This is a genomic window from Methanosarcina sp. KYL-1 (assembly GCF_024372725.1).
Classification (GTDB): Archaea; Halobacteriota; Methanosarcinia; order Methanosarcinales; family Methanosarcinaceae; genus Methanosarcina.
The window spans coordinates 38579-62307 of sequence record NZ_VOUA01000023.1 but is presented as its reverse complement, the minus strand read 5'-3'; the positions used below and the strand labels follow the sequence as shown (position 1 = coordinate 62307).

At 47.1% G+C, this 23729-nt stretch carries 22 protein-coding genes; 15 read left to right on the top strand and 7 right to left on the bottom strand.

Annotated elements, in window-relative coordinates; genetic code table 11:
- The 5 genes from FTO70_RS13900 to FTO70_RS13880 form a co-directional block, all read left to right on the top strand.
- Positions 1-114, top strand: a 114-nt coding sequence (locus FTO70_RS13900) for a transposase (RefSeq protein ID WP_255336361.1), incomplete at its 5' end; no start/stop codon positions are given.
- Positions 115-413: 299 nt separating this feature from the next.
- Entirely contained in the window at positions 414-1805 is a 1392-nt protein-coding gene (locus tag FTO70_RS13895; RefSeq protein WP_255336358.1) for a S9 family peptidase, read from the top strand.
- A 253-nt stretch (positions 1806-2058) separates the two neighbouring features.
- Positions 2059-2712: a metallophosphoesterase gene (locus FTO70_RS13890; RefSeq protein ID WP_255336357.1), complete on the top strand. Its 654-nt coding sequence runs from the start codon at positions 2059-2061 to the stop codon at positions 2710-2712.
- Between the two features lie 43 nt (positions 2713-2755).
- Positions 2756-3514, top strand: a complete 759-nt coding sequence (locus FTO70_RS13885) for a hypothetical protein (RefSeq protein WP_255336356.1) — start codon at positions 2756-2758, stop codon at positions 3512-3514.
- A 718-nt stretch (positions 3515-4232) separates the two neighbouring features.
- A complete protein-coding gene (locus FTO70_RS13880; RefSeq protein ID WP_255336355.1) occupies positions 4233-4769 on the top strand; it encodes a hypothetical protein in 537 nt (178 codons plus the stop codon).
- Between the two features lie 294 nt (positions 4770-5063).
- On the opposite strand, the gene FTO70_RS13875 is transcribed toward FTO70_RS13880, so the two are convergent.
- Positions 5064-6689, bottom strand: a complete 1626-nt coding sequence (locus FTO70_RS13875) for a serine hydrolase (protein WP_255336354.1) — start codon at positions 6687-6689, stop codon at positions 5064-5066.
- Between the two features lie 249 nt (positions 6690-6938).
- Between FTO70_RS13875 and FTO70_RS13870 the strand changes: the two genes are divergently transcribed.
- Positions 6939-7808, top strand: coding sequence for a MerR family transcriptional regulator (locus tag FTO70_RS13870; RefSeq protein ID WP_255336353.1), 870 nt, complete (start codon positions 6939-6941; stop codon positions 7806-7808).
- A gap of 332 nt (positions 7809-8140) precedes the next feature.
- Here FTO70_RS13870 and FTO70_RS13865 read toward each other — a convergent pair whose 3' ends face one another.
- Complete coding sequence (locus FTO70_RS13865; protein WP_255336352.1) at positions 8141-9430, bottom strand: cytochrome-c peroxidase; 1290 nt, start codon at positions 9428-9430, stop codon at positions 8141-8143.
- A gap of 362 nt (positions 9431-9792) precedes the next feature.
- Complete coding sequence (locus tag FTO70_RS13860) at positions 9793-10650, bottom strand: nicotianamine synthase family protein (RefSeq protein ID WP_255336351.1); 858 nt, start codon at positions 10648-10650, stop codon at positions 9793-9795.
- 377 nt (positions 10651-11027) lie between these two features.
- On the opposite strand from FTO70_RS13860, the gene FTO70_RS13855 reads away from it, so the two are divergent.
- The 3 genes from FTO70_RS13855 to FTO70_RS13845 all read left to right on the top strand — a co-directional run bounded on the left by FTO70_RS13855 (position 11028) and on the right by FTO70_RS13845 (position 13348).
- Positions 11028-11930 (top strand): cache domain-containing protein, encoded by a 903-nt coding sequence (locus FTO70_RS13855; RefSeq protein WP_255336350.1) that lies wholly within the window; start codon positions 11028-11030, stop codon positions 11928-11930.
- Positions 11931-12060: 130 nt separating this feature from the next.
- Entirely contained in the window at positions 12061-12492 is a 432-nt protein-coding gene (locus tag FTO70_RS13850; RefSeq protein WP_255336349.1) for a nucleoside deaminase, read from the top strand.
- Positions 12493-12544: 52 nt separating this feature from the next.
- Entirely contained in the window at positions 12545-13348 is an 804-nt protein-coding gene (locus tag FTO70_RS13845) for a class I SAM-dependent methyltransferase (protein ID WP_255336348.1), read from the top strand.
- Positions 13349-13520: 172 nt separating this feature from the next.
- Here the strand turns inward: FTO70_RS13845 and FTO70_RS13840 are convergent, their stop codons facing one another.
- From FTO70_RS13840 to FTO70_RS13825, 4 genes are all read right to left on the bottom strand, one after another.
- Positions 13521-13814, bottom strand: a complete 294-nt coding sequence (locus FTO70_RS13840; RefSeq protein ID WP_255336347.1) for a winged helix-turn-helix domain-containing protein — start codon at positions 13812-13814, stop codon at positions 13521-13523.
- Between the two features lie 153 nt (positions 13815-13967).
- Positions 13968-14183, bottom strand: coding sequence for a hypothetical protein (locus FTO70_RS13835; protein WP_255336346.1), 216 nt, complete (start codon positions 14181-14183; stop codon positions 13968-13970).
- 207 nt (positions 14184-14390) lie between these two features.
- Entirely contained in the window at positions 14391-14888 is a 498-nt protein-coding gene (locus FTO70_RS13830) for a hypothetical protein (protein ID WP_255336345.1), read from the bottom strand.
- Between the two features lie 178 nt (positions 14889-15066).
- Positions 15067-15786, bottom strand: coding sequence for a hypothetical protein (locus FTO70_RS13825; RefSeq protein WP_255336344.1), 720 nt, complete (start codon positions 15784-15786; stop codon positions 15067-15069).
- A 180-nt stretch (positions 15787-15966) separates the two neighbouring features.
- Between FTO70_RS13825 and FTO70_RS13820 the strand changes: the two genes are divergently transcribed.
- The 6 genes from FTO70_RS13820 (at position 15967) to FTO70_RS13795 (ending at position 22756) form a co-directional block, all read left to right on the top strand.
- The gene (locus FTO70_RS13820; protein WP_255336343.1) at positions 15967-16782 is read left to right on the top strand and encodes an alkaline phosphatase family protein; all 816 of its coding nucleotides are present in this window, start codon (positions 15967-15969) and stop codon (positions 16780-16782) included.
- 324 nt (positions 16783-17106) lie between these two features.
- On the top strand, positions 17107-17661 hold the full coding sequence (locus tag FTO70_RS13815; protein ID WP_255336342.1) for a helix-turn-helix domain-containing protein: 555 nt from the start codon (positions 17107-17109) through the stop codon (positions 17659-17661).
- A 190-nt stretch (positions 17662-17851) separates the two neighbouring features.
- Complete coding sequence (locus FTO70_RS13810; protein WP_255336341.1) at positions 17852-19525, top strand: AMP-binding protein; 1674 nt, start codon at positions 17852-17854, stop codon at positions 19523-19525.
- A gap of 464 nt (positions 19526-19989) precedes the next feature.
- Positions 19990-20238: a ferredoxin family protein gene (locus FTO70_RS13805; protein ID WP_255336340.1), complete on the top strand. Its 249-nt coding sequence runs from the start codon at positions 19990-19992 to the stop codon at positions 20236-20238.
- Positions 20239-20258: 20 nt separating this feature from the next.
- Positions 20259-21314, top strand: a complete 1056-nt coding sequence (locus FTO70_RS13800) for a 3-methyl-2-oxobutanoate dehydrogenase subunit VorB (RefSeq protein WP_255336339.1) — start codon at positions 20259-20261, stop codon at positions 21312-21314.
- Positions 21315-21316: 2 nt separating this feature from the next.
- Positions 21317-22756: a 2-oxoacid:acceptor oxidoreductase family protein gene (locus FTO70_RS13795; protein WP_255336338.1), complete on the top strand. Its 1440-nt coding sequence runs from the start codon at positions 21317-21319 to the stop codon at positions 22754-22756.
- The last annotated feature ends 973 nt before the right edge of the window (positions 22757-23729 follow it).

Here is a 23729-nt window from a genome sequence, read left to right as displayed (position 1 = left end):
AGTTGTCCTTACTGTGGACTGGTTCTCGATAGAGATCATAACGCTGCTATGAATATTCTGAGATTGGGATTACAATCTCTCCAGAATTCTGGTAGATGCCTGTCACTTCAGTGACGGGAGTAGTCACATGATTAAATAAGAGCATTAAATAAGAGCAATTTGTGTTCAGGCACCTGGAAACAGGAGCACCTGGTGAGAATTATCAGGAACAACGACAATATAAAAAATGAACATTGTTAAATGGTAAGGTCACTTAGTAACACAAATAAATAAGAACCCATACTCAACAATAAATTTTCTAGATAATTGTTCAAAGGGAGCCTGTTATGAATCATAAAACCTTAGTTTGCTTTTTTTTGTTGATTGTGATTGCGACTGTAGCCGGTCCGGGCTGTATCTCAGAAGGCGATAACATGTCTGAAGAGGAAATTGGAAACATCGAAGACATCGAAGACATCGAAGGCCTCTGGATGGGGAACCTGGAGGTCCCGGGCGGACAGGAATTGAGGATTCTATTCAATATTTCTGCCGGCCCAGAAGGTTCCCCGACTGCCACCATGTACAGCCTTGACCAGGGGGCAAGCGGCATACCCGTAGAGACAGTTACCTTTAAGGATGGGAATCTGCACCTGGGAGTGAAATCTGTTGGGGGTGTTTTTGAAGGGACACTTACAGAGGACGGAAAAACCATCGAGGGCGAGTGGAAACAGATGGGATCAATTCTCCCACTTGTGCTTTCCCGTATTGATGAAAAACCTGAAATGCGCAGGGAGCAGGACCCCGTAAAACCCTACCCGTATGATGAAGAAGAAGTCGTTTATGAAAATAAAGAAGCAGGGGTCATGTTAGCAGGCACGTTAACTACTCCCGGGTCGGAGGGGCCTTTCCCTGCAGTGCTGCTAATAACAGGTTCAGGCCCGCAAAACCGCAATGAAGAGGTTTTCGGGCACAGGCCTTTCCTTGTGCTCTCGGATTACCTGACTCGCCAGGGCATTGCTGTCCTCAGGGTAGATGACCGGGGCGTGGGAGGCTCAACAGGGAACTTCTCGCAGGCCACTACCGAAGACTTCGCAGGGGACGTACTTGCAGGCGTTGAGTACCTGAAGAGCCGCGAAGAAATAGACCCTGACCGGATAGGCCTGATCGGGCACAGTGAAGGAGGTCTGATTGCCCCGATTGCAGCAGTCCGGTCCCCGGATGTCGCATTCATCGTGCTGATGGCAGGCCCTGGCCTGACCGGGGAGGAAATTATCCTGTTACAGAGCAGGCTGATTGCTGAGACTGACGGGGTACCTAACGAGACTATCGCCAAAAATGACGCTCTTCTGAAAAGCATATTCTCCGTGCTTAAAGAGGAAGAGAATGATACGATTTCGGGGGAGGAAATCCGCGGGCTTATAACGGATACCCTGGCAAACCTGAGCGAAGAAGAAAAACAGTATTCCAGCTACACTGAAGAAACCCTGGATGCTGAAGTCCGGACCCTTGTATCGCCCTGGACGCGCTACTTCCTGACATACGACCCAAAACCGACATTGATGAAAGTGGAATGTCCGGTCCTGGCGATAAACGGGGAAAAAGACCTCCAGGTGCCGCCTGAAGAAAACCTCCGGGCCATCGAGGAAGCCCTCGAAGCAGGAGGCAACGAGGACTATACCGTAAAAGAGCTGCCAGGGCTTAACCATCTATTCCAGACCGCCCAAACCGGGTCCCCCTCTGAGTACGCAACTATTGAAGAGACTATATCCCCTGATGCTTTAAAGCTGATAGGAGACTGGATTTCGGAGCACACCCGGGAAAAGTGAACTTCGGAAAAGGAGTGTTAGTGTTCAGGAGGAAATGGCTGCACTGTATTGCCATGGAGTGTATTGTCATGCACTATTGTCATTCAGTGTCATTTTTCCTTTAACATTTTTCTCCTCTATCCTTATTTTCCTCCTCTATCCTTATTTTCCTCCTCTATCCTTATTTTCCTCCTCTATCCTTATTTTCTTCCTCTATCCTTATTTTTAGCAATAGAAGGCAAATCTTTAAGACTGAAATCAATGGGGAATTGAAATGAAAATATATTGCGCATCCGATTTTCACATTGGTTACGAAAATGCAAATTATCCAAAAATGAAAGAGTTTTTTGAGTTAGTGAAAGAATATGCGGACGAGCTTATCCTCTGCGGAGATGTTCTTGATTTGTGGCGCTGTCCCATTGAAACAATTCAAAATGAAGAACCGATGAAAAGTACTTATGAAGCTTTACTCTCGATGGCGGATAAAGTACCTACAACGATCATCTGGGGAAACCACGATTATAAGCTCTGGAAAAAAGTAAGCATACCTGTCAGGGTCACTGATAGCTTTGTTTCAAATAACATTTACTATTGCCACGGCTGGCGGTTTGATTTACAACAGAGATTGGGATACTGGTTATACGGCTGGCTGGTAAACAAATTCCCCTATCTGTATCAAAAATTCTTCAAAACTCCTTTCGAACTGAAAATCACGGACCCGGAATATGAATTGCGCAATCGGATGATCCACGAAAAAGCAAGAGAGTTCATCAAAAAAGAAGGACTTGATTACCTGATAATGGGGCATACGCACGCTCCGTCAGGTGGTGATGGTAAACTCTTTGATTGCGGGGATATGATTGACAACCTTACTTACGTCATAATTGAGAATGGTAAGCCCAGGCTTGAAAAAATGCTAACTTACTGATTGATTGATTGGTCGATAAATAGGTGCTGAAAAGAGGGATGGCTTGAGAAAAGAACTAAGACCGAATATCTCCGACCACACTGAAGCTCTTGCAGCTGGAAAAAAGGGGCTTGGAGGTTTCATGGAAGCCATAAATATACTGGCGGCTTTGGTGCTTGCGTTTGCTATGGCAACTTTTATCCTGCTTATACCGGGACCGGAGGTCGGGCTTCCGATGATTTCCGTTTTCATTACGGTCATCCCTGCGATGATAATGGCTATCAGTGTGCTGGCACTCATTTTTCTTGTAATGTATCTTTATGAATCCAGACTAAAGGTCAGGTATGGAGGGCAGCTTGAGGGACTTTCAGCAAACCTCCAGCAACTTTCATCGCCCCTCAGGGCCGCAATTATCACGGGCATGAGCCTGGTATTTTTAGCAGTGATAAATTTATTCTGGACGAAAGTATCTGTGGTTGTAAACCTATCGGGAGATAAGCCCCCGGAGATCGTGTCGTTATTTTCCCCGGAATTTTCGGGAATCCTTCCGTTCATAAACCTGCTTATCGTTTCTACAATTCTCGCAAACCTGCTCTATCCCGTAATTAAGAGCAAATGGGTACCTTTTGCCATAGAAACAGTGCTCGGCATTGCCTCTGCTGTCCTGATATATGCCGTTATAACGGTTTTCCCCTTCAACCCAGCCTTAAATTCCGGTGCACTGCTCGCTATAAAATTGGGCCTTGCATTTGTCCTGGTGATGACGCTTGTCGGCGCAGCAAAGAATCTCCTGAAAATGGCAACCCTGTTGTTGCGGAAGTGAAATTAGGAAATATAAAAAGAGAGAAAGAATGTAACTATTTTTTACATCTGTTTGACGATAATTGTATACTACTATTTGATAATTTGTTTAGCTATTATTTAATACGACTAATTGATAGTTCAATATGTTTAATATGATAGTTTAATAATATATCAATAAAATCATTATTTACAATTAAGTATGATCTACTAATATCGAAAACTAGTTGCGCGCATCTAATGGATAAATCCTTATTCTTAGTTCATTAAAATTACACTTTGGATTAATTTTAATACTTTTTTTCAATAATGTATGTCTAAAATAAGCATTTATAATTAATAACTTATGCAAAAGCTTAATTAATGGTTAAATTTTGATTTAAAGCTATAATAAAATTTTTTAAGAAAAAATAAGCTCTTAATAAGTTTTAAATTCCGATGATTTTCGGCTATTTTACCTGACCTAAAAGAAGTTTTATATACCTATAAGTTAAACGAAATGCTGGAAAAAATTTAGGAGTTTTGGGAGTCTATAACATTAAAGTTCAATGATATCTCTTTAAAGTTCAATTATATAACTTCAAACACTAGTAATATATCTTTAAACTTAAATATTTTATATTTTACGTTGGATATCTTTGATCTTATATATTTATAGATACAAAATCTGTTTCAAATATTATCAAATACTCTCAAAATAAATCAAAAGCTTTCCGACTAATTCGAAGAAGGTGTGAATAATGAACACTTTGAAGAAATTGCTTGCATTGTCAATCGTTTTACTGACAATGGTTCCGCTCGCCTCGGCAGATATGACGGCCGCCCTGATGGCTGGCCAGACGCTTGATGTTGGAATGGTAAACGCCACATATGACGGAGCAAACCTCTCTATAAAATACACAACAGAAGACGGATGGACCTTAAATGAAACCCACCTTGCCGTTGCAGGGGACCTTGAAGAAATCCCGACAACAAAGAAAGGGAACCCGATTCCTGGCCAGTTCTACTATTCAGAGGAACATCTCCCCGGAGTAACAGAATTTACCTATAACATTCCTCTTGCAGAGCTGGGCCTTGGAGCGGGTGATACTGTATTCATCGCAGCCCATGCCGCTGTACAGAAAGAGGTAGTGGAAGATGATGGCACAATACTCCTTGAAGAGGGTGCCTGGGGCGATGGTTTTGACTTCCAGGGAAGGAACTGGGCTACGTACTTCACCTGTGAAATTCCGGAGGAAACCCCGATTATCCCCGATCCGACTCCCCTTGAACCCTGAAATCAAGGAAAAAACATAAGCCTGCAGGAAGACTTTACTCTGGACACTGATGCGGTCATGTTACATGGAAAAAAGAAGACAACTGCTTTGAACCCCGGGTTGTATAATTTACTCCCCTCTTACAGAAGTTCTCCTGCATGAAAAAGATAAACAAAATACAAAGAGACCGAATTCCAGAACCCCAGACCCATGGATTTCGGTCCCTTTCTTCCTATCCCTACTTTTTTATTGCCAGGACACATTTTTGCATTAAAATTGCATGCAGGCGGTGAAGATGATCGAAGAGTCTGCCAATCAAATGCCAGTGTTATGTGGTTCAGTCGAGTCCTGTTCACTGCTGCTTTCCTCAAGCCTCCCGCCAAACGTTGCACTGCTGCCAGTTCCTGTCAATTCCTCTACGCGGACTGTGACCTGATCAGCTTCAAAGGTCATGCTCACCTGGAAATTGTTAATATTGGAGACTTCATTGTAATAGAAAACAAATTCGTTGTCAGTTTTCCAGAACCCTTTCAGTGCCAGGGGTCCGAACTGCCCCCCGGGAGATAGGCGATAAACATTATCCAGCCCGACCAACAGTATCTGTGGACCTTCTTCCAGAGAGAGATTAAGAAGGGCTTCTTCCTGTCCCTCAAAACTCAGGGAAATGGCTTCTATTCCATAGGGATTTGGCTCAACCACATAAGTTTTGCCTGAGATCTTCTCTGCAGTTTCCGGAAGAGCCGGCACAGGTTCCGGATCAGGTGGGGTTGAGGCAGCTGCTATTTTTTCCTGAAGCTGTCCGTAGGCTTCCGAATTTTCCGGAAGGGCCTGATCCGACTGCAGAGATGCAAGAAGGAAGGGGGCAAGCTCATCGGGCTCAAAACCCCCGCCTGTGGTCACAAGTATAATGTTTTTCTCAGGCCAGATAGTTATGCGTTGACCTCCACGACCCACGGCTTCATAAATTCCAGGGACACTACCTGAAGTCCACCACTGGTAACCATATCCATCGCCTTCTTCCAGAGAGACGTGCTTTTGAGTGGATTCAGACACCCACTCTGCCGGAACTACCTGTTTACCCTCCCAGAAACCTCCGTTCAGATAGAGGTAACCCATTTTTGCCATGTCATAAGGGGTCAAACGCAGGTCCCCCCAGCCGTGATTATTCCCCTGAGGGTCGGAAGGCCAGCTGACATTGGAGATACCAAGAGGCTCAAAGAGACTTCCATTGGCATAATCCTGTTCGCTCATACCGGTGGTCTCCCGGATGATCCCGGAGAGGAGGTGGGAATTACAGCTGCAGTAGACAAAGCGGGTTCCAGGCTTTTCTGCCATGGGCAGGTCAAGCACAAACTGGACCCAGTCAGGGCTTTCCCGCATCTGAGAAAGTGTGGCTTCATCGTTGGCACACTCAAAGCCGGATCTCATGGTAAGAAGGTCTTCGAGAGTCATTGCCTCCTTTTTCGCATCAACATTTTCCACGGTGCGATCCGGGAAAAATCCCAGGACAGGCTGCTCGACCCCGGAAATGTACCCCTCGGAAATGGCAATGCCGGTCAGGGCAGAAGTGAAACTTTTGGTAACGGAAGCGGTGTCGTGTATGGAACCCTCAGAAAAAGGATAAAAGTAAGCATCCGTCACGACATAACCGTTCCTTATGAGCAGCAGGCTGTGAATGTTAACGTCCTCTTCCCGGATGTAATCCAGCGTCTCAGCCAGCTTTTCCGAGTCAATCCCCTGCTGTTCCGGGGTTGATGTCTGCCAGCCCTCTGTGGGCCAATATACGACTGCTTCTGTACTTGTCTCTGTACCTGTCTCCATTCCTTGTTCTATGCCTTGCTCCGTGGCCGACTCGGGCGGTTCAGCGCAACCTGCGGCTGCGAGCATGACCGCCGTGAGAGCCAGTAATCCGAGAAATTTCGAATTCTTTGCATTCCCCATTAATTCTACCCCCTCATAACAGACCTCAAAAAGGATGCCTGAGCATTTTGAATTCAGCTTCAAGCAAACCGGGGATCCCCCGCAAAAATAGAAACAATAATGCAATAAAAATGCAACAACAATATCTGGAACTTCTGAAAATATATATCTCAAATAATATTATGCATTTTGACCATAAAAACAAAACCTTTCCCCGGGGAAAAGTGAGGCAGTTTATCTAATTTCAGGGCAATTAAAAGGTTGAGCAAGATGCCAGTAGATCAGATCCCAATCGGTAAATTTTCCTTCATGACCCGCCTCTCCCAGAAAGCGCTCAGGCTCTATGACAGCAAAGGGCTGCTTGTTCCGGAAGCAAAGGACCCTTTCACAGGATACCGCTACTACACGGTTTCCCAGCTTGAGCAGGGAATAAAGATAAAGACCCTTTCCTACATGGGTTTTTCCTTAGACGAGATTGCCGTGCTTCTGGACGCGGAAGGTACGGGAAACTGCGAAGTCATCGAAGCCTGCTTCAAAAAGAGGCTTGAGGATATCCGGCTGGAGATCGGGCAGCTGCAGAATATCGAAGGCATTTTGCAGGGCGCCTGCAGACACGATGGAAAATTTATGGAGTTATTCAAGATGTCAGTTACAGATCCAGTTATCAAGGAAGTCCCTGAAATGCGCGTAATAAGCAAGCGTGAAAAGGGGATTTATGCAGTGACTATCGGAAAGCTCATCGGCGAAATCTGCGCCTGCGTAAGCAGCCCGGAAAACCAGCGGAACCGCGTGAAAGTTACAGGCCCTGTCATGTTCATCTGCCACGACGAGGAATACAAAGAAACCGGTGCCGATATTGAAGTTGCTCTTCCGGTTTCGGGCAGGGTCTCGGTAGAGGACCTGAAAATGGAAGTAAGGACCCTCCCTGCAGTCAAAGCTATTTCCGTTATCTACAGAGGCCCCTATCAGGGCGTCGAAGCCGGCTACAACCGGATCTTTGCTTATGCTGCAGAAAACAACCTGGAATCCCTGGGAACTTTTGGCCCGAGCAGGGAACTGTACTTAAACGATCCTGCCGAGGTGCCTGAAGCTGAACTGGTGACAGAGATTCAGGTCCCGATAAAAGAAGGAAGTGAGTAAAGCATCAGAAAGCTGGAGGGGTAAAGGAAAGCTTGAAGGGTAAAACCCAATCCAGCATTTTTTACCATCATGAACAGAAAAGCCGTATAGTTCAGTAGTAAAAAGTGGGTAGTCCTTTTTTAATCGGTTGATTTATTTCGGAATTTTCGGAATGGTATCTCCCTTTTTTCTTCCAGGCATCCTGGAACGGCTGGCTCCAACCTTCTACAATGGAGTAAAAACGTAGACATTCGCCATACAGGAAATTCGATAAAGGACATGTCAACAGGTTAAGCAGGAAACACAAAAAATTAGTGCGTGCATTATGAGTATGCACGCTTAAGATTCGGGTATTAAGGAACGTAGTAGCCATCTGAGAGAGTTTTCAAGAAAGCGACGATAGCAGCTTCCTCTTCAGAAGTCAGACTCAGGTTGCCCAATTCTTCAGTATTAACATTTTCAGTGACTTCAGGCAATGGCCAGCAGTTCATCTTCAGGGCGTCCTTCTCCGTGGTGAAGGGATCTGGGCATGTATCCAGTAAATCCCTGGTATTGTAGAAGTGCACAATACTTTCCAGGCTCTTGAAGTACCCGTTATGCCCGTAGGCTTTGGGGAAAACCTTTCCAGGCTGCTGGGCCACGTTCCTCAGCGTTGGCACTTTATGTTTGCCCATGTTATCAGCGGCGTAAGTTGACCACTCTGGTCTTGTCGCCAGGAAACCTCCAAGACCCGGATCAACCCAGTCCATTCCTTCAGGATTGATCGCTTCACCATCGACGAATACCGTGTCCATGTCGTAGAAAGGATTATCCGGGTTTCTGGGAATCCCCAGGTTATCGAAGGTGAAATCCGTGAACAGGGGAGGCTCGCCATTTTCCGGGTTGCTTGGATGGCACGCCGCACAATTTCCACCTTCACCTACTTGTTTAATACCATCGTTATTATTCGGTGCGTTGAACAGCTCAAGACCCCACGCTTCCTCCTCAGTCAACTCGTCACCTCTCGTCAGGTTGGCATCATATTTGGAAGAGAACTGGTTGACCTCACTCGAACTTTCATAAGCTGCGATCGCCAGAGCAGTTCGATTATAACTCTCATTGATCTCGTCTGTGTCGCCATAACTTATCGGTTCACCCCAGACTAGTTCCCACAGCCAGACATATTTCGATGCAGCTATCTGTTCCAGAACGGCCTTTTTGTCAAAATTATTCTGTTCTACCGGATTCAAGAATGGGCCCATGGCTTGATCTGCTGCAGGATTCCCGAGCACTTCGCCAGTGGCTCTACCATCCCAGAAATTTCCTCCAATGAACAGAACTTCCCCTGGTTCATCCCCTGGTTCAGTATAGAGGTTGGGGCTCAAGGTGGCATAGGCTGCACTTGGTGGTTTGCGGTTTCCGAAGCGCTGAGGCACAGCACCCCGGTATACGGAACCTTTGAGATTAATGCCAGCAATTGGTCCGGTAAAGCCGACTTGCGGAGCATGGCAGTCGGCGCAGGACATACTGTCAGGATCTGAAATTTTGTCAAAAAATATATTTTTCCCAAGCTTTTCTTTATCAGTCAACTCTGCAGAAGCCGACCCAACGAGAACTGTCAGGAGCAGAACCAGCAAAAACATCCATAACCTTATTTTGGTCAAATAAATCCCCCTTATTATTCTGGTGCATTCCGGAAAAATCAGATGATGTCAGTTACAGGGTACGGCCGTCACCAATCATCACCCCCGACAAAGAATTCCATAACGTCCCCCTTTTGTGGAATTCAGGAAATGTATATGGGCCATTATAATATAAACATGCCGATTTTAATTTTCAAAACCAATTTTTGTGTATCTATTGTGTATACAAATGGATTAAGACGGCATATGTTCGGATTCTTAATGAAAAACGGATTAAAAATAAAAATGTGGTGTTATTTTTAACATAGCCTTCTCTGCGGCGGTTCAAGCATAAAGGCAGGAAAATTCAAACCTGTAAAGGAGCTACAGGTTACTGCTGGTTTTTATCTTTTTTTCTCCAGAAATACAACAGTATTGTAGACAGGTGGCTCCGGTTGGACTCTTTTATGTTCCTCAAAGCCCTCAGGCAAATCAAGCAGGCAGTCCCTGTTCAGCAGTTTCCTGAACCCCTTTTCGTAGATCCTGCATGAGACCCTGCTCCCTACCGGCATAACCTCCAGAAGGCGTTCGAATATTTCCTTTTTGGGCTCGGCCTGGGCAGCTATCATCAGGGCTTTTATCCCAGCCTCCGGCTTTAAGCTCAAATCCTTTCCGTTTAACGAAAAATGGTTCCCATTTACTATTGTGACAGCTTCGGAAAGCCCCAGTTTTTTGAGCACTCTCTTCGAAAGTCCTGCGCGCCCGGAGTCCTGCTCGATCCCCGTGCTTTTTACCCCGTGCTGCCTGAAAAAGACGATCAGGGTAAGGGGAAGCGGGCCACTTCCGAGAAAGAAAACCCTGTCTCCGGGGGAAAGCCCAAGACCTTCGTATTCCGTGCGGACCAGCTTGAGGTAATTCTCATAAAAATAAAACTGTTCCAGGGAAGCCCAGGGGGAGTCGCTTGCAAGGATTTCGTTTGCGTGCTCGGTTTCAAGTTTTACTGTGTACAGGTTCCTGAACCTGCTGATGTCAGCAAAGACCGGGTCAAGTTCTTTCTTTTGCAGGATCTCCCATGCTGTATCATTCTCGATGTCCAGGGTGATCAGGGCATCCAGTTTCCGGAACAATTCCTCGTTTCGGTCGGACGGCCCGTACAGGATTTCTTCATCGGGCAGGTTTCTGATATTCCGGTATAGACTGAGAATTTCTTCAATAATATACTCTGGCGAAAGCTCCGAACCACCACTAACTGCTACAGTCATAACAACCCCCGTAGGATATTTGGGGGTCTTATGATATATTTCTGTTGAAAATCCATCAATAGTAATCAGTAATCAGTAATCAGTAGGTATCACCGGAGATCCTGCATTTCTATTTCTTTATACTTTCTTTATACTTTGCAGTTTTTTTATTTAAGTTGTCGGCACCGGGAAAGTTCATTAACGTTTTGGACGCCGGTATAATATTCAGCGGGCATATTGTTTCTGTTTTCTTTTAATCACCGAATATGCATATAATTATAATAACTTAACTTTTATATATAAAAAGAGTGGAAGAGTTAATGATTTCAGTTTATTAAAAAGGTGTATCTATGAATCAGCTAAAAAAAACAATTTGTGTTCTTTTTTTACTTACCAGTATGCTACTAGCCGCGGGATGCGTTTCAGAGAAACCTGCAGATGATGCGGGGAATGGCTCCCTGTCTGAAGAAGTAACCGGAACTATCGCCGCGGAACAGGTGGGAACTCTCCGTGATGCTCCAAGTGAAGTTCTGCTTCAGAAAGAGTATATTGCTTCCGGGGTAAGGGATGCTGCTTCCCTTATAGAAGAAAAGGGAGAAGAATCATTCCCCGAATTCAGGCAGCCCGAGAGTGAGTGGTTCCAGGACGACTTTTATGTCTTTGTCTGGAAAACCGATGGCATGCGACTCGTATATCCTCCAGACCTGGGCGGGGAAGGAAAAAATATGAGCGGGCTTCAGGATTCCAGGGGAAAACCGATAGGGAAGCTCTTCATTGAAACGGCTCTTAGCGGCGAAGGAGAGGGCTGGGTTTCGTACTACTGGCCGAAACCCGGAGAAGTCGAACCGTCCCTTAAATACGCCTTCATAAAGGGGGTTTCGGTTGACGGCGAGGACTGCCTTGTGGGATCGGGGTTCTACGCCGACGACTACATCCTGACGAAAAACCTGGACGAATGCGAGTACTTCAGCCGGGAAGGAAACATTTTCATAAGCAACCTCTTCCACCCGGACCTTTATGAAAGGGACATGTACATCGACTACAGCATCGCCCACGCCATCATCAGGCCCGGAGAAGCCCTTGCCCCCCACAGGATGAAAAACCCCGAGATCCACTACGTCCTGGAAGGAGAAGGGGTAATCTACATTGAAGACCTTCCTGTCGACCTGAGGCCCGGGCAGATGGTGTACATCCCTGCAAATGCCACCCAGTCAACCCACAACACCGGCAACACGAACCTGACATTCTTTGCAATAAACGAGCCGGCCTGGAAAGTGGAAAATGAGGAAATCCTCGAGTGATCCATTTAAATTTGAAGGACCCATTTGAATTTGAAGGACCCATTTGAAGAGCTGAAAGGCTTCAGACCTCTTTACTCTTCTTTTTGGTCCGCTTCTACGCAAAAATGGAAAAGATAAAAGAGGAGTAGCAATGGAAATTTTCATGAAAGCTGCAATAGAAGAAGCAAGAACCGGTTTGCTGGAGGGTGGAATCCCCATCGGCTCCGTCCTTGTCAGGAATGGGAAGATTATAGGTAGAGGTCACAACAGGCGTGTCCAGGACAACGACCCCCTTGCTCATGGGGAGATAGTCTGCCTGAGAAATGCAGGAAGGATCGTAAAATATCACGACACGGTGCTGTACTCCACTCTTATGCCCTGCTACCTCTGTGCAGGGGCCGTGGTGCAGTTTGGAATAAAAAAGGTAGTGGTCGGGGAGTCCAGGACGTTTGAAGGTGCAAAGGAATTCATGGAAGTCCACGGTGTGGAGGTTATAGATCTGGACCTTCCGGAATGCAGGGAAATGATGGAGGAGTTCATCGGTAAATATCCGGAAATCTGGAACGAGGACATCGGGGAATGAGAAAAATAAGGATAAAGGATTAAACAGATAACAGGTCAATGGGGGTTACGACTTGAAGATTGACTTTTCAACAATTGCTGCCAGGTACGAGGCCCATTCCCTGGTCCAGATGCCTGCGGCAGACCTGCTTTTAGACTTGCTTGAAATAGGGAGTGCTGACGATGTGCTGGACCTGGGGTGCGGGAGCGGGAAGCCTACCAGGAAGATCAGGGAAATTACCCGGGGGAAAGTGGTCGGAATCGACCCTTCCGAAGGGATGATCAAAGAAGCGGTAGAAAAAAGCAGGGGGATGGGCATAAGCTATGAGGTCGGGAGTGCGGAAGAGCTGGACTGTGAAGCCTGTTTTGATGTGATTTTTTGCAATTCTGCCTTCCAGTGGTTCAGTGACCCGGAAAGAGCGCTTGACAACTGCTCCCGGGCTCTTCGGAAAGGGGGGAAGCTTGGAGTGCAGGCGCCTGCTAAAAAGGTGTACAGCCCCAACTTCGTAGAAGCGGTTCAAAAGGTAGCAGAAGACCCGAGGACAGGAGAGGTCTTTTCTCACTTTAAAGCCCCCTGGTTTTTTCTTGAGACCGAAGCTGCGTACAGGGAATTATTTGAAAAACACGGCTTTCGGGTGCTTCTGGCAAAAATAGAGAGCGTAAAGACAGCGCACACGCCAGAAGAAGTCTTTGACATATTTTCGGGGGCAGCGGTCGCGGGATACCTTAACCGAGACTGCTACGATAGTGAGATTGACGCCGGGTATGTGGAAACTTTCAGGGAAATCGTAAAAGAAGCCTTTGTCCGGCAGGCCGGTGGACAGGGAGAAGTGAACCTGGTCTTTAACAGGCTCTTTCTTGTGGCATTTAAGGAATGAGCAGGTAGAACGCAAAAAAGCAGTACAAAAAAGCAGTGCAAAAAAGCAGTGCAAAAAAGCAGTGCAAAAAAGCAGTGCAAAAAAGCAGTACAAAATAGAAGCACAAAGAAATCGGGAAAAAAGCATGACGATTGACCGGTTTTTGGTCCAGGTTAGCTAACTTTGATCATCCTTATCCAAAAATTCGTTCCAGGTCTTCCATCCCCAGGGAAACTTCAAACTCCTTCAACCGATAAAATTTCTTGGCCCGCATATCGTCATCCTCAAGCCGCAGGTCACTTTCAACAAATCCGGCTTTTTCCAGGCGTTTGAGGTGCAGGTTCACCACCTGTCTTGAGAGGTCCAGGTCTTTGGCGAGTTCGTATACGTACCTCTCCCTTTCGGCCAGCAGGTAGAGCAACTTTAACCTGACAGGATGAGAAAGGGCCTCGCCGATATCAACGATTTGCTGAAGTGATTTTGTCATCAGGAATACCTTCACATGTTTTTGTTGACGCTGGACCTGGAAACATTCCCTGAAATTGCCTTCATTCCTGAAGTTGTCCTATCCATATTAAGCTTTAGATTTTTGAGCTTTAAGTTTTGAGCTTCTGATTTTTGAGTTTTATGTTTTTGAGCTTCAGATTTCTTCCAGTTTATTTTTAATTTCTTCAACTGTCTTTTTGATATCTTCTATATCCTTTTCGATCCTCACAAGCTTCTCGTTGTCCCTGGGAGCTGCATAGCCGGACCTGCTCAGCAGCACGACCACTGCACCAACAATGATCAGGATGATGAGAATGTTCAGCAAAAAACCCCATATAGAACCGTACATGCCGTATCCCATACCGTTCAAACTGTTCACCTCGAAAAAACAGACCTTTACCGAATGTATCTTTTTTCTTTATTTTTTCAAGTTCTCTTTAAGTTCTCTTTATATTGTCCGGTTTTTCCTGAGTCATTTATCACTGCCATAAATATAAAAACTGATGGGTAAAAGGGGTTTTTGCTGGCTGTATACGAATCAGGGTCTCGGGCTCGGACTCAATAAAAAAGGAATGGCTTAGTAGCCATAAGCCCTGCAATAACCCGTTCCTCTTGCATACCTTCCGCCAGCCTGAGGCTCTGCAGGAACATTATAGTCGGTAAACACGTCACCTGTCACCGCATCGATTCTGGCCTGTTTGTAAACGCCGTCCTCATTCTCATAAAAAACTACCCACCATCGGCCCATCTGATAGATGTCATCCTCTGAAACACCGGAATCGATCTTCTTCTTTGCGATTTCAAAGGCTTCGTCTGCGGTCTCTACTTCAAGTTCTACAGTTTCATCCGTGGAGGCATAGGGACAGTAGGAGTCGTATACAGGGCAGTTGCCGGGTCCGTATCCGGGACCGTAACCCGCACCATAACCCGCTCCTCCGTTTCTTGCAGCCCACATACGCATATGTCCGTACCCGTAGCCTGTTCCTGCATCATCCGAAGCTACGGCATTGACAACCGCTGCCCCTAAAGTGCCTATCAACAGTGCGCCAAGGAGAATTGCTATTATTTTCTTCATTTTTTTACACCTTCGTTCAATTTCATTTTTATGCCGTTCTATTTTTGTGCTTTGATGCCTTCTTAGTAATCTGAGCTGTGACCTAATAGCTTACACAACATATGTAGTGTTTATACTACATATGTAGTTATATCTCCTATATATACCCTGGGCGCAGCTGTCATTTTATATAAAGGGTTTAGCGGTACTTCTCGTGCAGCCAGCCCATAAGCGGCGGGACCCAGCAAAGGTTTGCGGCAATGGTCTCAAGGGCGGTGAAAGTCTGGGTGGTGGGGCTAAAACCCAGGAACCTGGCTGCAAAAAGCCCGAGGGGCACAAGCGTAATTACGAAAAGGCTTGCCAGCATAACCGGATGACGGACATACCTGTTCAGGCCGGCTTTCCAGGCCCCTTCTTTTCTCCTCAGGAACAGGAGGCCTGAAATATTAGCTCCTATCTGGTCGCTCAGGGCATAGAAGTAAGGAATGTAAAAACCCTGGATGCCGTAGACGTCTACCCCTGCCAGCCGGCTTCCAAGATCGATGACCCAGGGGACTGCAAGCCCGAACAATTTACCCCAGCCGTAGGCTTCTGCCATGCTGCCTTCGGCCTTCCGGAAGCGCTGCCTGACGGAATAGATCCCCTCAAAGATACTTTCCCCCTCCCCTGCCAGGGTCCGGACGATCCACTGCCCGACAGGGCTTCTCTGGTAACCCTGCAAATCCAGGAAAATGCCTGCAAGAAGCCCTATGGCATAACCCGGCAAGGTGTATTTTATCAGTTCGGAAAATTCTTCTCCTTCAGGGAGTTCTTCGTTTTCCTCATCTTCTTCAACGTCCCCTCCATTTTCCTCATCTTCTTCAATTTCCCCTTCAGTTTCTTCTTTATCCATTTTTTCATCTTTCTCGAATTCGTTCATCATTCTGGAATTATTTATGCCTGGATCATTTAAAAAAACAGGTGTAAAGGCAAAAGGATAAGCACAGGATAGGTCTCATGAATACGGTTTTAAATAAAAAAATAATTTATTGCAGCTGTTAAACTGTCTTTGCAGGAAACAAATATAAACCGTCCTGCCAGATTATACATTCGAGCGTACATGGAAACTTTTGAGTGCAGGACAATTGACATTGCTCCTACGATTTCAAAGTTGCTGGAAATCCCCATGGTCCTTCCCACAGGGAAGCCGATCCCCGAGGTCGAAGCCTTTACCAAAGGAAAGCCCTGCAAAAGAGCGGTAATAATCATTGTCGACAGCCTGGGCTATTCCCTTTTCAGGCGCCTCTGCCCCGTAATGCAAAATTTGCAAGCTCTTGCCAGGGAAGGGGTCCTGTTTAAATGCAAGTCCCCTGCGACCCACACCTCTCCTGCGATTGCGTCCATATTTACAGGCTATTTCCCGGAGGAGCACAGGATATTTTCAACAGGGGACATCTATGTTGAAAGGGCAAAAGACCCTGAGAACCCAAAACTGAAAAGCATCATGGAATGGGCTTACCAGGCAGGGATGAAAGCTTCCGCCGTGATCGAATCCGAAGGGGCGGAGAGTTTCAGGGGCAGGATAAAAGAGTTTTATGGGGTCCCGGATTCCGAAGACATCCTGGACTATGACCGAAAGATTACGGAGTACGCCGTACAGGCCCTCAGGGAAAAACCTGACATCCTGGCCGTGCACCTGCGGGCTCTTGACCGCTTCTCCCATCGGGCCGATAGCTGGGAAGAACTAAAAAAAGCTGCAAAAGCCGTGGACGAAAATCTCGGAGAGGTTTTTCAGAATTCACAAAAAGGCACCATTTTCTTCATCTGCGGGGACCACGCAGTCCACGGAGGGCAAAAGTGGTTGAAAAATGCCACCGGAGAAGAGGTAAAAAACCACCAGGAAAACCTTGTGGCATTGATCGCAGGCTGCTGTTAGAAATAGAGAAGACTCAAAAACCGGATAAAACTACTTTCTACTCTCAAATAAACCACTTTCTACTCTCAAATAAATCACTTTCTACTCTCAAATAAAACTACTTTCTACCCTCAAATAAATCACTTTCTACCCTCAAATTATTCTAATACATTCTTTCCGGTCTGAACCGTGAATGGTAATGTATATTAATTATAATTCTCAATGTTCTGCGGGGAAAAGCTCCATTCCTTCAACAGGGTCCGGAAAGCCCCGGTAGAGTACAAAGGTTTTTAAATAAACTTCAAGTTAAGTTCCCTAAATACATCCAGCTGGAGAAGATCTTGCATGCAGGAAAAAATCAAGGAAATCGCATCCCGGGTCCGTGAACTGCGGGAGCTGTCTGATATTTCGCTCGAAGAAATGGCAGATTATCTGCAGGTACAGGCCGAAACCTACCAGAATTACGAAAACGGAACCGAGGACATTCCGGCCAGCATCCTCTTTGAGATTGCCCACAAACTGCAGGTGGACATGGCAACCCTTCTTACGGGAGAAGAGCCCCGGATGAACATCTTTACCGTCACCCGTGAGGGAAAGGGGGTCAGTGTGGAGAGAAGAAAACAGTACAAATACCAGAACCTGGCTGAAAAGTTCATCCACAAAAAATCAGAGTTTTTCATCGTTACGGTCGAGCCCAAACCCGAGGGCATAAGACCCGGAACCAACTCCCATCCCGGGCAGGAGTTCAACTACGTGCTTGAGGGAAGCCTGAAAGTCTACATCCACAACAATGAAATAATCCTGAATGAGGGTGACTCCATATTTTTTGACTCCAACTATGAGCACGCCATGGAAGCTCTTGGAGGAAAACCTGCAAAGTTCCTGGCCGTAATCATGTGAATTTTCATCAAATGCCGATTAAGTCATAAATACCGATTACGAGTACTGCCCCGAAAGCCTTCGAGTATCATACAGGCTTCAATCATAAAAGCTTGAATCACACGAGCCTTCAATCATATAAGCTTGAATCATACAAGCTTCAAATCTCACAGAAAGCACAAACAGAAAGCACTTAAAACGGGTGTCCAGAATGACTTCCTTGCTGAGCCGATTTGTTTCACAGACTGATTTTGAGTCATACGAGGATTTCCAGAAAAACTTCAAGATCCTCGTCCCTGAAAATTTCAACTTTGCATACGACGTGGTCGATGCCTATGCGAAGGCCTGTCCTGAAAAAAGGGCAATGGTCTGGTGCGACGATTATGGGGAAGAGAAGATCTTCACCTTCAAAGACCTCAAGTATTACAGCGACAAAGCCGCCAATTTTTTTGCAAATCACGGGGTCGGGAAAGGCGACTATGTGATGCTTACCCTGAAAAGCCGCTATGAGTTCTGGTACTGCATCCTGGGGCTGCACAAGCTGGGAGCAATAGCGGTCCCTGCAACCCACATGTTGAAAACCCGGGATATAGTCTACAGGATAGAAAAAGCCGGGCTGAAGATGATCGTCTGCATTTCCGAAGACGAGGTCCCTGAGCAGGTGGACGAAGCCCATGCCGAATGCGGAGACATCCCCCTTAAAAAGGCCCTGGTCGGGAGAGAGCCCCGGGACGGCTGGATCGATTTCAGGAAAGAACTCGAAGAAACTTCCCCCGATTTCGAGAGGCCCACAGGGGAAGCTGCTACAAAGAATGAAGACATCTGCCTGGTATACTTCTCCTCCGGGACTTCCGGCTTCCCGAAAATGGTGGAACATGACCATACCTACCCCCTGGGGCATATCCTGACTGCAAGCTACTGGCAAAAAGTCGAAGATGACGGGTTGCACTACACGGTCGCAGACAGCGGCTGGGGAAAATGCGTATGGGGAAAGCTCTACGGGCAGTGGATTGCCGGCTGTGCGGTCTTTGTCTATGACTACGACCGCTTCGAGGCAAAAAACATGCTGGAAAAAGCTTCCAAATACGGGGTTACGACGTTTTGCGCCCCGCCCACCATCTACCGCTTCCTTATCAAAGAAGACCTCTCCCAGTATGACTTCGGCAGCCTGACGTATGCGGTCGTTGCAGGCGAACCCCTGAACCCCGAGGTGTTCAACCGCTTCCTGGAATTTACGGGCATCAAACTCATGGAAGGGTTCGGACAGACCGAAACCGTTGTTACAATTGCGACCTTCCCCTGGATGGAACCAAAACCAGGGTCCATCGGAAAGCCAACCCCCGGTTTTAAGGTTGAACTCATGGACCGGGACGGCAGGCTCTGTGAGGTGGGAGAAGAAGGGGAAATCGTAATCAACACCAGGGAACAAAAACCGGTCGGGCTCTTTGTCCACTACGGAAAGGACCCTGAAAAGACCGGAGAAACCTGGTTCGACGGTTACTATCATACCGGGGACATGGCCTGGATGGATGAAGACGGGTACTTCTGGTTTGTGGGAAGGGCTGACGACATCATCAAGACCTCCGGGTACAAGGTAGGGCCCTTTGAAGTGGAAAGCGCCCTGATCCAGCACCCTGCAGTGCTTGAGTGCGCAATCACCGGAGCCCCCGACCCGGTAAGGGGCCAGGTCATCAAGGCGACCATCGTGCTTACGAAGGACTATACCGCAAGCGAGACACTTAAGAAAGAGCTGCAGGAACACGTAAAAAGTGTTACTGCCCCGTACAAGTATCCCAGGATCGTGGAATTCGTTCCCGAGCTCCCGAAGACCATCAGTGGAAAGATCCGCAGGGTGGAAATCCGGGACATGGATCAGAAACAATAAAAAATAAAAAATGATATAATACAGTCAGGAATACAGTCTAAGTTAAGAGGAAATTTAAGGAATCTTTCCCTGCCAGATGGAAAAAGGGACCTGATCAAAAAAGGCTCTGAAAAGAAGAAGAGAGGTCTGGAAAGGAAAGAAATAAGTACCTTAAACTTTTCCTGAGAAGTTTGCTCTGAAAGGGGACCGACCCCGGACTGTACCCTTATGGCTGTATCTTAATTTTTTGCAGTTATAGATTATTTATATACACAGTTCCGAAAAATGGCAGGCTCTCCACTTTCCAGGGAAAACCGGTTGCAAAAACAGGGGCATGAATAGTTCCGGAAAAGAAAAAGTGAAAAATAGAAGTCAAAAAGGAAGGGATAAATCCGGAAAACAGGGCCCTTAAACCCGGGAAAGGGGATATAAGGCTGTGGAGAACCTGAAAAAAGACGGGAAATAAAACCATATGAGGATCCGACATGTCAAAAAGTGATAAAAAAGAACCTTACCCTGTTATCAACATCCTGGAGTGCAAGGCCTGCGGGCGCTGCCTCCTTGCATGTCCCAAAGGCGTGCTTTCCATGAGTGAGGGCCTGAACGCAAGGGGCTATCACTACGTTGTGTATAAAGGTGAGGGCTGCTCAGGCTGTGCAAACTGCTATTACACCTGCCCGGAACCCCTGGCAATCGAAATCCATATCCCCCTGAAGGAGGAAGAAACCGAGTAAGGCAGGAAGGAGGAAAAAAGATGGCAACACAACTAGTAAAAGGCAACTCCGCAATAATCATCGGCGCAATGTACGCCGGATGCGACTGTTTCTTCGGATACCCCATCACTCCGGCAAGTGAAATCCTGCACGACGCCTCCAAGTACTTCCCTAAAATCGGGAGGAAATTCGTCCAGGCCGAGTCAGAAGAAGCCGCAATCAACATGGTCTACGGCGGCGCATCCGCAGGGCACAGGGTAATGACCTCATCTTCAGGCCCGGGAATCAGCCTGATGCAGGAGGGCGTATCCTACCTGGCAGGTGCGGAACTCCCCTGTGTGCTCGTGGATGTCATGCGGGCAGGGCCGGGGCTCGGGAACATCGGGCCCGAACAGGCCGACTACAACCAGGTGGTCAAGGGCGGAGGGCACGGGAACTACAAGAACATCGTACTTGCCCCGAATTCCGTGCAGGAGATGTGCGACTTCACAATGAAGGCTTTTGAACTCGCCTTTAAGTACCGGAACCCGGCAGTGGTCCTTGCGGACGGGGTGCTCGGGCAGATGATCGAGTCCCTGGAATTCCCAAAAGAAGCCATAGTCCCGAAAATCGATACAACCTGGGCTGTAAACGGCACTGCCGAAACCAGGCCGAACCTGATCACCTCGATCTTCCTGGATTTCAACGAACTCGGGCAGTTTAACGAAAAGCTGCAGGCAAAATACGAACTGATCAAGCAGAACGAGGTCGACTGCGAGGAATACCTGACCGACGATGCCAGTGTCGTTCTGGTCTCCTACGGGATCAGCAGCAGGATCTGCAGGTCTGCCGTGGACCTTGCCAGAAAGGAAGGCCTCAAGGTAGGGCTCTTCAGGCCAAAGACCCTCTTCCCATTCCCAGAGGCGCAGTTAAAAGCCCTGTCTGACAAAGGCTGTTCCTTTATCTCAGTGGAGATGAGCAACGGGCAGATGATTGATGACATCAGGCTTGCCATCAACTGCTCAAAGCCGGTGGAACTCGTAAACCGTATGGGAGGAAACCTGATTACCCTCGACCAGGTTATGGACAAAATCAGAAAAGTTGCAGGGGAGGCATGAAAATGGCAGCAAAAATCATAGGTGATGAAAAGGTAATCAAAAGGCCTGACGCCCTGTATGCGGAATTCCCGAGGAAGGGTGGAGCCGCTCCCACAGCCACCCACTACTGCCCCGGCTGCGGACACGGGGTTTTGCACAAGCTCATTGCCGAGGCCATTGACGACCTCGGGATCCAGGACAGGACCGTCATGATCAGCCCTGTGGGCTGTGCGGTCTTTGCTTACTATTATTTTGATGCAGGAAACATCCAGGTCGCCCACGGCCGCGCTCCTGCAGTCGGGACCGGAGTTTCCAGGGCTGAGGATAACGCTGTGGTCATTTCCTACCAGGGTGACGGTGACCTTGCCTCTATCGGCCTGAACGAGACCCTCCAGGCGGCAAACCGGGGCGAAAAGCTCGCTGTCTTTTTCGTAAACAACACCGTATACGGCATGACCGGCGGACAGATGGCTCCCACAACCCTTGTGGGCGAAAAGACTACCACCTGCCCCGAAGGCCGCGACCCCCGCTTTGCAGGCTATCCGCTCCACATGTGCGAGCTCCTGGACAACCTCAAAGCCCCTGTCTTTATTGAAAGGGTTTCGGTCTCGGACATCTCCCACATAAGGAAAGCCCGGAAGGCTGTCAGGAAAGCCCTCGAAGTCCAGCGCGACGGCAAAGGGTACGCTTTTGTGGAAGTGCTTGCCGCCTGCCCGACCAACCTGAAGATGGACGCCGAACAGGCTATCAAGTTCATCAACGAGGAGATGGAAAAGGAATTCCCGCTCAAGAACTTCAGGGACAACTCCGAAGAAGCCGAACCCCTTGACCGCGGGACCAGCGACTTCACAAAAGAAACTCTGGACAAGCTCTTCGGCATTGAAGCCGGAGCCGAGGAAATTCCCCCCAGGACAGATTTTACTCCTGTCCAGACCAAGATTGCAGGTTTCGGAGGCCAGGGCGTCCTGAGCATGGGCCTTATCCTCGCCCAGGCCGGCTGCAAGGCAAACCTCAACGCCTCCTGGTTCCCCTCCTACGGCCCGGAACAGCGCGGAGGGACCTCCAACTGCTCGGTCGTGATTTCAGGCCAGGCCATAGGCTCCCCGACAGTCTACACCCCTGACATCCTGGTCGCCATGAACCGCCCCTCCCTTGAAAAATTCGAAGGGGCAGTAAAGGAAGGTGGGGTTATCCTCTACGACGCAACTATCGGAGAAGCCGAGACCCCTGCAGGCGTGAGAGCCTTTGCAGTCCCGGCCACCGAAAAAGCCAAAGAATCCGGGGACGAAAGGGCCGCCAACTCCTTCATGCTCGGAGTCCTGATGGGCCTCGGAGTAACCGGCCTTGATGAGCTTGCCTTCAAAGAAGCCCTTGCCGAGAACTTCGCCGGCAAGCCCAAAGTAATCGCTTTCAACCAGATGGTCCTGGAAGCCGGGGCAGAGTGGGCTAAAGAAAACGCCTGAGTAAAACTTCAGGCAAATTTCAGGCAAATTTCAGGTAAACTCTTAATTCAACCGGCAAACAGGCGGCTGGACCGAAGTTTCATCTGCCTGCAAGCCTTCTTTTTTGAATTTCCCCTTCACGTACACTTCCCCCATTTTAAAATCAGCAGCAAAATTTTTTAACACAAATCAAAAAAGAAAGGTTAAAATAGATGTAAGAAGTCGTTTAAATTAAAGAGCGGCATAAACGCTTTTCACCACCTCTCAAACTGCTTTTTGCCGTTCTTTACCCATTTTACTTTTTTTCCAGTTTTTTCTTTTTTATTTTTTTCCTTTTGTCTTTTTTGCTCTTATCTTACTTTTTATCTTGATATTTTCCCTCTTTCGTTAGATTTCCTGGATTTTCTCACACAGTACGGCGGTTTTAAATGCAGGAACGCGCACGGAAAGTGTGGATTTTTGGGAAAGTGGGGTCCGTTTTTTGAGGAGTTTTAAGACTTCCCTGGGTGGGTTTGTGATTTGATTTTGATTTGGGTCCGGGAGCAGGAAATCGGTATATCTGACTGTTTTTGTCCGAGCGAAGCGAGGTTAGAGCAGGAAATAAATTAAAATGAAAAAGGATTAGCCCTTTAAAATAGAAATGGAAAATTTTCATTAAGATCATTTTCCACAGGGATATAGCGCAAATGAGTAAAGGCCTGATACATGAAGATTTCCTAATCGGATTGTTGAATCTACTTATCAGTAAATACTATTTTTTAACCGTTTAATGTTTGTCAGATCTCTCAAAAAAAGCAACTTGCTCATTGAAAATAAACATTTTGTGCTTAAAATAGGATAAGAAATGCAACCTGCGCTGCTCAACTACTGGAAGTAATTTTAAAATTTAGGACCACTCATAAGGTTTATAAAAGTTAAGTACCTCATAAATAATGTGGAATAAGAGTAAAAATAAATTCACAAGTACTATGTAAGTAAAATAAATTCTCAAGCA